At 73.7% G+C, this 14746-nt stretch carries 13 protein-coding genes; 11 read left to right on the forward strand and 2 right to left on the reverse strand.

Going from position 1 to position 14746, the window contains the following annotated elements:
• The first annotated feature begins 153 nt into the window (after nt 1-153).
• The 10 genes from Cph01nite_RS01620 (at nt 154) to dnaE (ending at nt 10902) form a co-directional block, all read left to right on the forward strand.
• A complete protein-coding gene (locus Cph01nite_RS01620) occupies nt 154-897 on the forward strand; it encodes a cell division protein FtsQ/DivIB (RefSeq protein ID WP_239068960.1) in 744 nt (247 codons plus the stop codon).
• A gap of 244 nt (nt 898-1141) precedes the next feature.
• Nucleotides 1142-2416 carry a cell division protein FtsZ gene (gene ftsZ / locus Cph01nite_RS01625; RefSeq protein WP_203670591.1) on the forward strand — a complete coding sequence of 425 codons (1275 nt, stop codon included), beginning with the start codon at nt 1142-1144 and terminating at the stop codon, nt 2414-2416.
• A gap of 5 nt (nt 2417-2421) precedes the next feature.
• The gene (gene pgeF, locus Cph01nite_RS01630; protein ID WP_239068961.1) at nt 2422-3207 is read left to right on the forward strand and encodes a peptidoglycan editing factor PgeF; all 786 of its coding nucleotides are present in this window, start codon (nt 2422-2424) and stop codon (nt 3205-3207) included.
• Between the two features lie 189 nt (nt 3208-3396).
• On the forward strand, nt 3397-3876 hold the full coding sequence (locus tag Cph01nite_RS01635; protein WP_203670673.1) for a cell division protein SepF: 480 nt from the start codon (nt 3397-3399) through the stop codon (nt 3874-3876).
• Between the two features lie 3 nt (nt 3877-3879).
• The gene (locus Cph01nite_RS01640) at nt 3880-4164 is read left to right on the forward strand and encodes a YggT family protein (protein WP_203670592.1); all 285 of its coding nucleotides are present in this window, start codon (nt 3880-3882) and stop codon (nt 4162-4164) included.
• Nucleotides 4165-4333: 169 nt separating this feature from the next.
• Nucleotides 4334-5020 carry a DivIVA domain-containing protein gene (locus Cph01nite_RS01645; protein WP_203670593.1) on the forward strand — a complete coding sequence of 229 codons (687 nt, stop codon included), beginning with the start codon at nt 4334-4336 and terminating at the stop codon, nt 5018-5020.
• Between the two features lie 241 nt (nt 5021-5261).
• A complete protein-coding gene (locus Cph01nite_RS01650) occupies nt 5262-5714 on the forward strand; it encodes a TraR/DksA family transcriptional regulator (protein ID WP_203670594.1) in 453 nt (150 codons plus the stop codon).
• A 20-nt stretch (nt 5715-5734) separates the two neighbouring features.
• Nucleotides 5735-6376: a signal peptidase II gene (gene lspA, locus Cph01nite_RS01655; RefSeq protein WP_203670595.1), complete on the forward strand. Its 642-nt coding sequence runs from the start codon at nt 5735-5737 to the stop codon at nt 6374-6376.
• Nucleotides 6373-7308 (forward strand): RluA family pseudouridine synthase, encoded by a 936-nt coding sequence (locus Cph01nite_RS01660; protein WP_203670596.1) that lies wholly within the window; start codon nt 6373-6375, stop codon nt 7306-7308. Before lspA ends, Cph01nite_RS01660 begins: the two co-directional genes overlap by 4 nt.
• A gap of 30 nt (nt 7309-7338) precedes the next feature.
• Nucleotides 7339-10902, forward strand: coding sequence for a DNA polymerase III subunit alpha (dnaE, locus tag Cph01nite_RS01665; RefSeq protein WP_203670597.1), 3564 nt, complete (start codon nt 7339-7341; stop codon nt 10900-10902).
• An 8-nt stretch (nt 10903-10910) separates the two neighbouring features.
• On the opposite strand, the gene Cph01nite_RS01670 is transcribed toward dnaE, so the two are convergent.
• The gene (locus tag Cph01nite_RS01670) at nt 10911-11123 is read right to left on the reverse strand and encodes an RNA-binding S4 domain-containing protein (protein ID WP_203670598.1); all 213 of its coding nucleotides are present in this window, start codon (nt 11121-11123) and stop codon (nt 10911-10913) included.
• A gap of 125 nt (nt 11124-11248) precedes the next feature.
• Between Cph01nite_RS01670 and hisD the strand changes: the two genes are divergently transcribed.
• On the forward strand, nt 11249-12571 hold the full coding sequence (hisD, locus tag Cph01nite_RS01675; protein ID WP_203670599.1) for a histidinol dehydrogenase: 1323 nt from the start codon (nt 11249-11251) through the stop codon (nt 12569-12571).
• Nucleotides 12572-12578: 7 nt separating this feature from the next.
• On the opposite strand, the gene Cph01nite_RS01680 is transcribed toward hisD, so the two are convergent.
• Nucleotides 12579-14738: a RecQ family ATP-dependent DNA helicase gene (locus tag Cph01nite_RS01680; protein ID WP_203670600.1), complete on the reverse strand. Its 2160-nt coding sequence runs from the start codon at nt 14736-14738 to the stop codon at nt 12579-12581.
• Nucleotides 14739-14746: the final 8 nt, after the last annotated feature.

Consider the following 14746-nt stretch of genomic DNA (forward strand, 5'->3'; position numbering starts at 1 on the left):
GGACGTCGCGGATCGCCGTCGGCCGGCGCGTCGTCCGGTGGCTCGTCGCCGGGCGGGCCACCTGCCGCCGCGCCGGCCCCGGCGACGGGCCCGACCCGCACGGTCACGACGTACACGGTCGGCAGGTTCTCGGGGCCGGTGCGTCCCGAGGTGGTGTCGACGACCTCGCGCGAGCGCTTCGCGGAGCGGGCGCGCGCACGCCGCAACCTCGCACGGCGCCAGGTGCTCGGGGCGGCCGGAGCCCTGCTCGGGGCGGGGGGACTGGGGTGGCTCCTGCTGGTGTCGCCCGTGCTGGCGCTGGACCCGGCGCAGGTGGAGGTCACGGGCGCCGGCACGGTGGTGGCCGTCGACCAGGTGCTCGCCGTGGTCTCCGAGCGGGCCGGCACCCCGTTGCCCCGGCTCGACACTGTCGGCCTGCGGGACCGCGTGCTCGAGGTCCCCGGGGTGCGCGAGGCGCGCGTCGTACGCGACTGGCCGCACGGCCTGGCGGTCCAGCTCGTGTCACGGGAGCCCGTGGCCGCGGTGCCCGAGGCGGCCCCGTCGACCGGGCTCGTCCTGCTGGACGAGCAGGGAGTCCAGGTGGGCCGTGCGGACGCCGCACCGGCCGGCCTGCCCGTCGTCGACGTCCCGGTGGGGGACGAGCGCACGCTCGCGGCCGTGCTGGGCGTCCTGGAGCAGCTGCCGGCCGACCTGCTGGCGCAGGTGGAGTCGGTCTCGGCCCGTACGCAGGACACCGTGACGATGCAGCTGCGGGACGGCGGCCCGCGGATCGACTGGGGGAGCGCGGACGAGACGCCCCTGAAGATCGCGGTGCTCGCCGCGCTGCGTGCGGCGCCGGCCGCGGCGGGCGCGACGGTCTTCGACGTCTCGGCCCCCCGCATGCCGATCACCCGGTGAGAGCGCCGTCGGGGCACTCGGAGCCGTCGGGCACCGCGCCCGGGCAGCATGAACCGCCGACACGCGCACGGCGGTCGTTGATCCTGCGGGGGACGCGACCTAGCGTCACGACTCGACAGGACATCTGACATAACTGTAACCCTCAACCTGAGGGTGAAGGTTCACCAGCACGACCCGCGTCCCGCGTGTCGGGACGAGCACGAGCGGCCGGCACGCCGCGACCCGCGAACGAGAGGCACCCACCGTGGCAGCTCCGCAGAACTACCTGGCGGTCATCAAGGTCGTCGGCATCGGCGGAGGCGGCGTCAACGCCGTGAACCGCATGATCGAGGTCGGCCTCAAGGGTGTCGAGTTCATCGCCGTCAACACCGACGCCCAGGCCCTGCTCATGTCCGACGCGGACGTCAAGCTGGACGTGGGTCGCGAGCTCACGCGCGGCCTCGGTGCCGGCGCCGACCCCGAGGTCGGCAAGAAGGCGGCCGAGGACCACGCCGAGGAGATCGAGGACGTCCTGCGCGGCGCCGACATGGTGTTCGTCACCGCCGGCGAGGGCGGCGGCACCGGCACGGGCGGCGCGCCCGTCGTCGCCCGGATCGCCCGCTCGCTGGGCGCCCTGACCATCGGTGTCGTGACGCGCCCGTTCACCTTCGAGGGGCGCCGTCGCTCTGTGCAGGCCGACGCGGGCATCGACGCGCTGCGCGCCGAGGTCGACACGCTGATCGTCATCCCCAACGACCGCCTGCTGTCGATCTCCGACCGGTCGGTCTCCGTCCTGGACGCGTTCCACTCGGCCGACCAGGTGCTGCTGTCCGGCGTCCAGGGCATCACCGACCTGATCACGACGCCGGGTCTCATCAACCTCGACTTCGCCGACGTCAAGTCCGTCATGCAGGGCGCCGGGTCCGCGCTCATGGGCATCGGGTTCGCCCGGGGCGAGGACCGTGCGGTCCAGGCCGCCGAGATGGCGATCTCCTCCCCGCTGCTCGAGGCGAGCATCGACGGAGCCCACGGCGTCCTGCTGTCGATCCAGGGCGGCTCCGACCTGGGCCTGTTCGAGATCAACGAGGCGGCACGCCTCGTGCAGGAGGCGGCGCACGCTGAGGCGAACATCATCTTCGGTGCCGTCATCGACGACGCCCTCGGCGACGAGGTCCGGGTCACGGTCATCGCCGCAGGCTTCGACAACGGGGGCCCCGTGGTCCGCCGGGACGCACGTGCGCTCGGCCAGGTGAGCGGGTCGACGCCGCGCCAGGTCCCGGCCGTCGCCCCGGTGACGAGCCTGCCCGGCGCGTCCTCGGTGCCCACGCCCCGCCCCGTCCAGGTGCCCGACGAGGACCTCGTCCCGGTCGGTCGCGGTGCGGGACGCCCGGCGGAGCCGGCGCGGCCCGAGGTGCCCGCCTTCATGTCCTCGCAGGGCGAGCCGGCGCCCGTCACCGGCTCGCTGGAGGTGCCCCGCGTCCTCGCCGACGACGTGCGGCGCGAGCGCGACGAGCTCGACGTGCCCGACTTCCTCAAGTAGGCCCGGTGGTCGACCACCCGGGGCCGGCGGGCGACGAGCTGCTCGACGTCGTGCCGCTCGGCCCCGGTGTGCTCGCCGGCTTCACGTCCCGTGCGGGCGGAGCGTCGAGCGGGCCGTGGGCCGGGCTGAACCTCGGGCTGCACGTCGGCGACGACCCCGAGGTGGTCGCCGCGAACCGCCGTGCCCTCGCCCGGCGCGTCGGGGTGCCCGTCGAGTACGCGACGCAGGTGCACGGCGCCGACGTCGTCCTCGTGCCGGACGGCCGGGACGGTGACCGCCGTGCGGACGCGCTGGTGACGGTCTCCCCGGACGTGGCCGTCGCGGTCTACGTGGCCGACTGCGCCCCGGTGCTGCTCGCGGACCCGGTGGCCCGCGTGGTCGCCGCCGTCCACGCCGGACGGCCCGGGCTGGTCGCCGGCGTGCTGCAGGCGGCGGTCGCCGCGATGGTGCGCGCCGGGGCCGACCCGGCGCGCACGGTGGCGGCCGTCGGCCCGTGCATCGCCGGGCGGTCCTACGAGGTCCCCGACGCCATGAGGGACGACGTCGCCGCGGTGGTGCCGGAGGCGGCCTCCCGCACCGAGGCCGGCACGGCCGCCGTCGACCTCGCCGCGGGCGTCCACGCCGTGCTGCGGCGCTGCGGCGTCACCGCGGTGCACGTGGACGGACGCGACACCTACGCCGACCCGGCGCTGTACTCCCACCGGCGCGCGACGCACGAGCGGGCGACCACGACCGGCCGGTTCGCGGGCGTCGTGCGGCTGCTCGGCCCGGGAGGTCCTCCCGGGGGGTGACGTCCGCGGACCCGTCGCGACACGCCCGCGTGTCGACGAGCCGCTCGAACCACCCGTTGCTAGCGTGACCGGCGCAGGGACGTTCGACACCGCACCCGCACCGCACCGGCACCGGCCGGGCCCGCGGTCCAGGTGCGGCCAGGCGGGGCCGCAGGAGTCGGGGAGGCCCGGCGGATGGGAGACGACGCGATGGCCGGAGCGCTGCGCAAGACGATGCTGTACCTCGGCCTGGCCGACGACCGGTCCGACCACGAGGAGTACCTCGAGGAGTACGAGGAGGCGGAGGTCGCCGTGCCGGAGGACACCTACGAGGCGCAGGTGATGCCGCTGCACCGCACGCCGCGCGTGCAGGCCGCTCCCGCACCGCGCGAGGCGGGTGACCTACGTCGCATCACGACCATCCACCCGAGGTCGTACAACGACGCGCGCAAGATCGGCGAGGCGTTCCGCGAGGGGACGCCCGTCATCATGAACCTCACCGACATGGACGACGCGGACGCCAAGCGGCTCGTGGACTTCTCGGCGGGGCTGATCTTCGGCCTGCACGGTGCGATCGAGCGTGTGACGAGCAAGGTGTTCCTGCTCTCGCCCGCGCACGTCGAGCTCGCGGGTGACGCCACGAACGCACCGGAGCCCTCGACACGCTCCGGCTTCTACAACCAGAGTTGACGCGTGCGCCTCATCGCCAGCCTGCTCTACCTGGTCGTCCTCGTCTTCTTCCTCCTGCTGCTCGTGCGCCTCGTGCTGGACTGGGTCCAGTTCTTCGCGCGCGAGTGGCGCCCGTCCGGGGTCGCCCTCGTGGTGGCGGAGGTCACGTACTCGGTGACCGATCCACCGCTGCGCTTCCTGCGCCGGATCCTGCCGCCCGTGGGCATCGGGTCGGTGCGCCTGGACCTGGCCTTCCTCGTCCTGGCACTGAGCTGTTCGCTGCTGCTGTCGGTGCTCGCGAGGGTCTGAGCGACGACGCGGCACGCCGCAGCGTGCGCCCGGACACGCCGGGTCCGGCACGCTGCACCGGAGTGTCGGGAGGCGTGCGCCGCCCGGATTCTCCGCTACCGTGGCCCGAGGCGGTCGGTGGACTGACTGCCGCCGGCCAGAGCCAGTACGACCGACAGAGGTGACGACGATGGCACTGCTCACCGCAGACGACGTCCTGAACAAGAAGTTCCAGGCGACGAAGTTCCGGGAAGGCTACGACCAGGACGAGGTCGACGACTTCCTGGACGAGGTCGTCAACACCCTGCGGGACGTCCAGGGCGAGAACGACGACCTGAAGACGAAGCTGGCCGCCGCCGAGCGCCGCATCGCCGAGCTCAGCCGCGCAGGTGCGCAGCAGGCGGCTCCCGCCCCGAAGCCCGAGCCCGTCCCGGAGCCGACGCCGGCCCCGGCGCCCGTCCAGCCCGCCCCCGTGCCGGCGCTGGCCCAGCCGCCCGTCGCGGCGGCCTCCGCCCCGGTGCGTGGCAACGAGCCCGAGTCGGCGACCGGCATGCTCGCCCTGGCGCAGAAGCTGCACGACGACTACGTGCGCAGCGGCCAGGAGGAGTCGGACCGGCTCATCAACGAGGCGAAGACCCGCGCCAACCGCATCGTGCGGGAGGCGGAGGAGACGTCGCAGCGCACGCTCGGGCAGCTCGAGCAGGAGCGCTCGCTCCTGGAGCGCAAGATCGACGAGCTGCGGGTCTTCGAGCGGGACTACCGCACGCGCCTGAAGAGCTACCTCGAGAACCTCCTCGGCGACCTCGAGAACCGGGGCAACGCGCTGCCGCCGCGTTCCGGTCAGGGGCAGCCGGTACCGGAGAGCCAGAGCATCTGATCACCACGACGCCGCCGGGGACCTGTGCCCGTCCCCGGCGGCGTCGGCGTGCCGTGAGTCGTCGGCACGTCCGAACGGGCAGCCGCCGCACGGTGCCCGGCCCGCTCGTCGGCCCCGAGGGGCCGGGTGTGCTGGTCGTCGCGGCGTGTCGCCCCCCTCGACGCCGTCGTCCGTGCTGTTGTGCGCGGACGCAGACGCGCATACAGTCGCGGCACTCGAGACGGGGGGAACGTCCGTGACCATGAACGACGCAGTGAGCACACTGACGGTGGGGTCCGACGAGGGGCGGGACGCGCTGGTGGGCGCCCTGCCCGTGCGCGACGGCGAGGAGCGGTGGACCCGCGCCGAGATCGACGAGGTGGCCGGCGAGCTGGCGGCCGACCGTGAACGGCTCGCGGCCGAGCTCGTCGCGGCTGACGCCGAGCTGTCCGACCTGCTGCGCAACTCCGGCGACGGTGCCGGGGACGACCAGGCGGACTCGGGCTCGTCCGCACTCGAGCGGGAGCACGAGCTCACGCTCGTCAACAACACCCGCGACCTGCTCGACCAGACCGTGCACGCCCTCGACCGGCTGGCGGCCGGCACGTTCGGCGTCTGCGAGTCCTGCGGGCAGGCCATCGGCAAGGCGCGCCTCCAGGCGTTCCCGCGCGCGATGCTCTGCGTCGCGTGCAAGCAGCGCGAGGAGCGTCGCTGAGCCGCCCGTAGACTCCACCGGTGCCCACGACGGACGACGCGACGCCCCTGCCCGACGACAGCGCACCGCCCACCGCGGCGGTGACGGCGGTCGAGGGCGACCCCGGGCGGCCCGGGCGGCGGCGACGTCTGCTGCGTGGGCTCGTCGGTATCACGGCCCTCGTGCTCGTCGTGGACCAGCTCACGAAGGTGTGGGCGGTGCACGCCCTCGAGCCGCGGGAGCGCACGCCTCTCCTCGGTGACCTGCTCGGCCTGCAGCTGGTGCGCAACCCCGGCGCGGCGCTCTCGATCGCGACGGGCATGACGTGGGTGCTGACGATCATCGCCGTGGTCGTCGTCGTGGTGATCGTGCGGGCGTCGCGGCGCATCGGCTCCGGCTGGTGGGCGGTCGCCCTCGGTCTGCTGCTCGGCGGGGCTTTGGGCAACCTCGTCGACCGCATGGTGCGCGAGCCCGGTCCGCTGCGTGGGCACGTCATCGACTTCCTCGCCTACGGCAGGCTCTTCGTCGGCAACGTCGCCGACATCGCGATCGTCGTGGCCGCGGCGCTCATCGTGTGGCTGACGGCCCGTGGCGTCCACGTCGACGGCACCCGCGAGGGCAGGGGCGACGACGTCTCCACGGAGCACGCCGCCCCGAGCCGGACCCCGGGTGGTGACGCGTGAGCGGCACGCGGGCGCTGCCGGTGCCCGACGGGCTGGCGGGGGAGCGCGTCGACGCCGCGCTGTCGCGCCTGCTCGGACTGTCCCGCACCCGGGCGGCCGAGCTGGCCACCGAGGGGGCCGTCCGCGTGGACGGGCGGCCCGTGGGCAAGTCGGACCGGCTCGTCGCCGGGGCGTACCTGGAGGTCGACCTGACGACCCCCGAGCCCGCCGCGCCGGTGGTGGTGCCCGAGCCCGTGCCGGGCATGCGGATCGTGCACGACGACGACGACCTCGTCGTGATCGACAAGCCCGTCGGGGTCGCGGCCCACCCGTCCCCGGGCTGGACGGGCCCCACGGTCGTCGGGGCGCTCGCCGGCACGGGCTACCGGATCTCGACGTCGGGATCGGCCGAGCGCCAGGGCATCGTGCACCGCCTCGACGCCGGCACGTCCGGGCTGATGGTCGTCGCCAAGAGCGAGCACGCGTACACCGTCCTCAAGCGCGCCTTCAAGGAGCGCACGGTCGAGAAGGTCTACCACGCGCTCGCGCAGGGGCACCCGTCGCCGACCACGGGCACGATCGACGCGCCCATCGGACGCCACCCCTCGTCGGACTGGAAGTTCGCGGTCGTCGCGGACGGCAAGCCCTCGGTCACGCACTACGAGGTCCTGGAGATGCTGCCGGGCGCGTCGCTCGTCGAGGTGCACCTGGAGACGGGGCGCACGCACCAGATCCGTGTGCACTTCGCGGCGCTGCGGCACAGCCTCGTCGGGGACCTCACGTACGGGGCGGACCCGGCGCTGGCCGCGCGCCTGGGCGTGTCGCGCCAGTGGCTGCATGCGATGCGGCTCGGCTTCGAGCACCCCGGGACCGGCGAGTGGTTCGAGGCCACGAGCGAGTACCCCGACGACCTCGTCGCGGGCCTCGAGACGCTCCGGGGCGCGTACTCCTGACTGTCGCCGGGGCGACGTAGGATCGCCCGCATGGCTGCTGGAGGATCCCCGGACCCGTCCTTCGTCCACCTCCACGCCCACTCCGAGTACTCGATGCTCGACGGTGCCGCGCGGATCGGCGAGATGCTCGACGAGGCGGCGCGCCTGGGCCAGACGGCGATGGCGATCACCGACCACGGGTACCTGTTCGGAGCCTTCGAGTTCTGGCAGAAGGCGACCGAGCGCGGCATCAAGCCGATCATCGGCGTCGAGGCCTACGTCACACCGGGGACCAGCCGGTTCGACCAGAACCGGGTCCGGTGGGGCGAGGCGCACCAGGCCGCCGACGACGTCTCGGCGCGCGGCGCGTACACCCACCTGACGCTCCTGAGCCGCACCACCGAGGGCATGCACAACCTGTTCCGGATGGGGTCGCTGGCCTCGCTCGAGGGGCAGATGGGCAAGTGGCCCCGCATGGACCGCGAGCTGCTCTCGCGGTACGCGGACGGCCTCATCGCCTCCACCGGCTGCCCGTCGGGCGAGGTCCAGACGCGGCTGCGCCTGGGGCACTTCGACGAGGCGCTGCGCGCGGCCGGTGAGCTGCAGGACATCTTCGGCAAGGAGTACTTCTACGTCGAGCTGATGGACCACGGGCTCGACATCGAGCGGCGCGTGCTCAAGGACCTGCTGCGGATCGCGGAGGCGATCGACGCCCCGCTGATCGCGACCAACGACCTGCACTACACGCGCGAGGAGGACGCCCACGCGCACGAGGTGCTGCTCGCGGTGCAGTCGGGCTCGACCCTCGACGAGCCGACGAGCGACAACGGCGGCTCGCGCTTCGCCTTCGGGGGCACCGGCTACTACGTGCAGTCGGCCGCCGAGATGCGCCGCACATGGTCCGAGCTCCCGGAGGCGTGCGACAACACGCTGCTCGTGGCGGAGCAGTGCGACGTGACCTTCAACGTCGGGGCCAACTACATGCCGCGGTTCCCCGTCCCGGCGGGGGAGGACGAGAACTCCTGGTTCATCAAGGAGGTCCAGAACGGGCTGCTGCGGCGCTACCGGGGGACCATCCCGGACGCCGTGCGCAAGCAGGCGGACTACGAGACGGGCGTGATCACGCAGCTCGGGTTCTCGGGCTACTTCCTCGTCGTCGCCGACTTCATCAACTGGGCCAAGAAGCAGGGCATCCGGGTCGGTCCCGGTCGTGGATCGGCAGCCGGGTCGATGGCCTCGTACGCGATGGGCATCACCGAGCTCGACCCCCTCGAGCACGGCCTGATCTTCGAGCGCTTCCTCAACCCCGAGCGCGTGTCCTGGCCCGACGTCGACGTCGACTTCGACGAGCGCCGGCGCGGCGAGGTCATCCGGTACGTCAGCGACAAGTACGGCGACGACCGGGTGTGCCAGATCGTCACGTACGGCACCATCAAGGCCAAGCAGGCGCTCAAGGACGCCTCGCGCGTGCTGGGCTTCCCGTTCGCGATGGGGGAGAAGCTCACCAAGGCCATGCCGCCGGCGGTGATGGGCAAGGACATCCCGCTGTCGGGCATGTACGACCCGGAGCACCCGCGCTACGCCGAGGCCGACGAGTTCCGGCAGGTCGTCGCGGCCGACCCCGAGGCCCAGCGGGTGCTGGAGACGGCGCGCGGGCTGGAGAACCTCAAGCGGCAGTGGGGCGTGCACGCCGCCGGCGTCATCATGTCGAGCGAGCCGCTGCTCGACATCATCCCGATCATGAAGCGCCCGCAGGACGGCGCGGTCATCACGCAGTTCGACCAGCCCGCGTCCGAGGCCCTCGGGCTGATCAAGATGGACTTCCTGGGTCTGCGCAACCTCACGATCCTCGACGACGCGCTCGAGAACATCGTGATGAACGGCAAGCCGGCCATCCTCATCGAGGAGGTCCCGCTCGACGACCCGCCGACGTACGAGCTGCTCGGGCGGGGGGACACGCTCGGGGTGTTCCAGCTCGACGGCGGGCCGATGCGCTCGCTGCTGCGGCAGATGCGGCCCGACAACTTCGAGGACATCTCCGCCGTCATCGCGCTGTACCGCCCGGGCCCGATGGGCATGAACTCGCACGTCAACTACGCGCTGCGCAAGAACGGCCTGCAGGAGATCGAGCCGATCCACCCGGACCTGGTCGCTCCGCTGGAGGACGTGGTCGGCGTCACGCACGGCCTGATCGTCTACCAGGAGCAGGTGCAGAAGGCCGCGCAGGTCCTCGCCGGGTACTCGCTGGGACAGGCCGACCTGCTGCGGCGCGCGATGGGCAAGAAGAAGAAGGAGGTGCTCGACAAGGAGTTCGTGCCCTTCCAGGCGGGCATGCGCGAGCGCGGCTACGCCGACGGTGCGATCCAGGCCGTGTGGGACGTGCTCGTGCCGTTCGCCGGGTACGCCTTCAACAAGGCGCACTCGGCCGCCTACGGCGTGGTGTCGTACTGGACGGCGTACCTCAAGGCGAACTTCCCGACCGAGTACATGGCCGCGCTCCTGACCAGCGTGCGCGACGACAAGGACAAGTCGGCGCTGTACCTGGGCGAGTGCCGCCATATGGGCATCACGGTCCTGCCGCCCGACGTGAACTCGTCGTCGGCGAACTTCACGGCCGTCGGCGCGGATATCCGCTTCGGCCTGACCGCCGTGCGGAACGTCGGCGCGAACGTCGTCGACGCGATCGTGGCGGCGCGCGAGCAGAAGGGCGCCTTCACGTCCTTCACCGACTTCCTCGACAAGGTGCCGGCCGTGGTCTGCAACAAGCGGACCATCGAGTCGCTCGTCAAGGCGGGGGCGTTCGACTCGCTCGGCCACCCCCGGCGGGCGCTGCTGCTGATCCACGAGCAGGCCGTCGACGCGGTCATCGACGTCAAGCGCAAGGAGGCGACCGGCCAGTTCGACCTGTTCGCCGACCTCGCGGGCGACGACGAGACCGGCACGGGGATCGCGGTGACGATCCCGGACCTGCCCGACTGGGACAAGAAGCAGCGGCTCGCCTTCGAGCGCGAGATGCTCGGGCTGTACGTCTCGGACCACCCGCTGTCCGGGCTCGAGCACGTGCTGTCGGCGCAGGCCGACGTGTCGATCGCGACCCTCAACGCCGACGAGGCGCGGCCCGACGGCTCGACGGTCGTGGTCGCCGGGCTCGTGACGAGCCTGCAGCGCAAGATGTCCAAGCAGGGCAACCCGTGGGCCGCGGTCACGCTGGAGGACATGGAGGGCTCGGTCGAGATCATGTTCTTCGGCGAGACGTACCTCGCCTACTCGACCGTCCTCGCGGAGGACGCGGTCCTGGTGGTCCGGGGGCGGGTGCGCCGCCGGGACGACCAGATGCAGCTCCAGGCCATGGAGGTGTCGATCCCGGACACCTCGCAGGCCGCCGACTCACCCGTCGTGGTCTCGCTGTCCGAGGGGCGCTGCACGCCGCCGGTCGTGGAGCGGCTGCGCGAGGTCCTGTCGACGCACCCCGGCGTCACCGAGGTGCACCTGCGCCTGACGAGCCCGGGCCGCGCCGTGGTGATGCGCCTGGACGACGGCCTGCGCGTCGAGCGTTCGCCGTCCCTGTTCGGTGACCTCAAGGCGCTGCTCGGGCCGAGCTGCCTCGCGTCCTGAGGCGGGGCTCAGGCCCGGACGGTGGCCTGCCGGACGCCGGTCGGCAGGTTCACCTCGACGACGTCGCCGGGTACCAGCTGCCGGCCGCGGCGCGTCTCGACCTCGCCGTTGACGGTGACGGCGCCGTCGTCGAGCAGCGCCCGAGCCTGGCCGCCGGTCTCCGCGATGCCCCCGAGCTTGAGGAACTGGCCGAGGCGGATGGGCTCGTCTGCGCGCGTCACGGGACCAGTCTCGCAGGCAGCGGCACGCCGGCGAGGACGGGGACCGGGCAGCCCCGCCCCCGACCGGCGTCGCGGCCGCGATATGGCAGCGCCCCCGGCGCCGGCACCGCCCTAGACTCGGGGCCGTGATCTCCCGCATCGACCTCCGTGGCCGCCGCCCGTCACGTCGCGACCTGCTCGCCGAGCTGCCCCGTGCCGAGCTCGACGTCGAGCACGCCGCGGCCGTGGTCGCGCCGATCCTCGAGGACGTGCGGACCCGGGGTGCGGCCGCGCTGCGCGACCTGGCCGAGCGGTTCGACGGCGTGCGTCCCGTGCACCTGCGCGTCCCGGCCGACGTGGTGGCGAGCGCGGCCGACGAGCTCGACCCGCAGGTGCGCGCCGCGCTGGAGGAGACGATCGTCCGGGTCCGCCGCGTGCACGCCGCCCAGCGGCCGCAGGACTTCACGGTCGAGGTCGCGCCCGGAGCGCAGGTGCGCCAGCGTTGGCTCCCCGTGCGCCGTGTCGGGCTGTACGTCCCCGGCGGGCTCGCCGTGTACCCGTCGTCGGTGGTGATGAACGTCGTCGCCGCGCAGGAGGCCGGGGTCACGTCGCTCGCCGTCGTCTCGCCGCCGCAGCAGGACCGCGACGGCCTGCCCGACCCCGTCGTGCTCGCCACGTGCGCGCTGCTGGGCGTCGACGAGGTGTACGCCGCCGGCGGCGCCCAGGCCGTCGCGATGCTCGCGTACGGCGCGGACGGCAGCGACGACGTCGACGGTGCCACGCTGTGCGAGCCGGTCGACGTCATCACCGGCCCCGGGAACGTGTACGTCGCGGCCGCCAAGCGGCTGGTGCGCGGGCTCGTCGGCATCGACTCCGAGGCCGGGCCGACCGAGATCGCGATCCTCGCGGACGCGACCGCGGACCCGGTGCACGTCGCCGCCGACCTCGTCTCGCAGGCCGAGCACGACCCGCTGGCAGCGGCCGTCCTGGTCACCACGTCCGTCGAGCTCGCGGCGGCCGTGGAGACCGCGCTGGTCGAGCGCGTCGACGCCACCGCGAACCGTGACCGGGTCCTGACCGCGCTGCGCGGCTCCCAGTCGGCGATCGTCCTGGTGGACGACCTGGACGCCGGGCTGGACGTGGTCAACGCGTACGGGGCGGAGCACCTCGAGATCCAGACCGTCGACGCCTCCGCCTGGGCGGACCGCGTGACGAGCGCCGGCGCGATCTTCGTCGGGCCGTGGTCGCCCGTCTCGCTCGGTGACTACATGGCGGGCTCGAACCACGTCCTGCCGACCGGTGGCTGCGCGCACTTCGCGAGCGGGCTGGGCGTGCACTCGTTCGTGCGCGCGGTCCAGGTCATCGAGTACGACGCGGACGCGCTCGCCGAGGTCGCCGACCGTGTCGTGGCGCTCGCCGACGCCGAGGGCCTGCCCGCGCACGGCGAGGCGGTCCGGGCGCGCTTCTGACGCGCCGTCAGCCCACGCCCAGGACGAACGGCAGCACGCCGCTCGCGCCGGCGCGTCGCAGCAGGCGGCCCGCGACGGTCAGCGTCCAGCCGGTGTCCGTGCGGTCGTCGACGAGCAGCACCCGCAGCCCGGCGACTTGCTCGGCGACCTCGGGTGGCAGGTCGAGGTGCCGCAGCACGTCGGCGAGGCGCTGTGCGGAGTTCACGTCGTGCCGTGAGGGGGACCCGGTGGGGGCGAGCGCGCCGACCAGGGGGACGCCCAACAGCCGCGCGGTGCCGGCAGCGAGGTGCTCCACCAGGGCGCCGCGGCTCTGCGACGCGATGCCGACCGCCACGTCGACCTGCGGCTCCCACGCCTCCAGGACCGTGCGGACCGCCGGTCGCAGACCGGGCGGCAGCTCGGTCGGCACCTGCTCGCGCAGCGCCTCGCGCAGCGGCCCGCCCCAGCCGAGGGCGTCGAGCCGTCCGACCGCACGGCCCTCGCCGACCTGCTCGTCGGCGGGGATCCGGCCCTTGAGGTCCAGGCCGAGCGTGCCGAGCCCCGAGGGCCACTGGCGCCGGGCGGTCACGGGCTCGCCCGGCACGGCCAGCAGCTCGCGGGCGTGGTCCACGGCCGAGGCGTCGGGCACGGCCCCGACCGACGTGCCCGTGCACCGGTCGCAGCGGTCGCAGCGCCAGCCGTCGGGCAGGTCGGGGTCGTCGAGCGCCGAGCGCAGGAACGCCATGCGGCAGCCGTCGGTCGCCTGGTAGTCGAGCATCGTGCGCTGCTCGGCCCGGCGGGCGGCGGTGACGCGGGCGTACCGCTCGCCGTCGTACGCCCAGGGCTGCCCGGTGGACTGCCAGCCGCCGCGGACGCGCCGTACGGCGCCGTCGACGTCGAGCACCTTGAGCATCCCCTCGAGCCGGCTGCGGCGCAGGCTGACGAACGTCTCGAGCGCGGCCGTCGACAGCGTGCCCTGCGCGTCGAGCGCGGCGAGCGTCGCACGGACCTGGTCCTCCGGCGGGAAGGCGGTCGACGCGAACCACTCCCAGATCGCCTGGTCGTCGTGACCGGGCAGCAGCACGACGTCGGCGCGCGCGGTCGCTCGCCCGGCGCGTCCCACCTGCTGGTAGTAGGCGATCGGCGAGGAGGGTGCGCCCATGTGCACGACGAACCCCAGGTCCGGCTTGTCGTAGCCCATGCCGAGCGCCGACGTGGCGACCAGCGCCTTGACACGGTTCGCGAGCAGGTCGGCCTCGATCTGCTCGCGCTCGGTCGGGTCGGTCTGACCCGTGTACGCGCGCACGTCGAGCCCGGCGGCGCGCAGGTGCTCGGTCACCTGGTCGACGGCCGCGATGGTCAGGCAGTACACGATGCCCGAGCCCTCGAGCGCCGGCAGCGTCGCGGCGAGCCACGCCAGCCGGGTCGCGACGTCCGGGAGCGGGGTCACCTGCAGCCGCAGGCTCGGCCGGTCGAGGGTGCCGCGCAGCACGAGGGTGCCGTCCGCCGCACCCTCGCCGGAGTCGGTGACGGCGAGCTGCTCGGCCACGTCGGCCGTCACGCGGGCGTTGGCCGTGGCGGTCGTCGCGAGCACGGGCACGCCCGCCGGCAGGTCCGCCAGCAGCGTCCCGATGCGCCGGTAGTCGGGCCGGAAGTCGTGCCCCCAGTCCGACACGCAGTGTGCCTCGTCGACCACGACCAGACCGGCGTCCGCCGCGAGCCGGGGCAGCACCTCGTCCCGGAAGCCGGGGTTGTTGAGCCGCTCGGGGGAGACGAGCAGCACGTCGACCTCGCCGGCGGCGATCCGGGCGTGCACGTCGTCCCAGTCCTGCTGGTTGGCGGAGTTCAGCGTCTCGGCAGCGATGCCGGCCCGCCGTGCCGCGTCCACCTGGTTGCGCATGAGGGCCAGGAGCGGCGACACGATGATCGTCGCGCCCCGCGGCGGTCCCGCGGCACCGCGACGCAGCAGCGCGGTCGCGACGAAGTACACGGCGGACTTGCCCCACCCCGTGCGCTGCACGACGAGCACCCGGCGCCGGTCGGCGACGAGGGCCTCCACGGCCTGCCACTGGTCGTCGTGCAGGCGGGCGTCGTCCCGGCCGACGAGCGCGCGCAGCACCTCCTCGGCCTGCGCGCGCAGCGCGACCCGGTCGACGTCGGTCGTGGGCGCTGCGGGGTGCGGGGGCATGTCCGGCA

Origin of the sequence: Cellulomonas phragmiteti, assembly GCF_016862775.1 — a bacterium.
Lineage (GTDB): Bacteria > Actinomycetota > Actinomycetes > Actinomycetales > Cellulomonadaceae > Cellulomonas > Cellulomonas phragmiteti.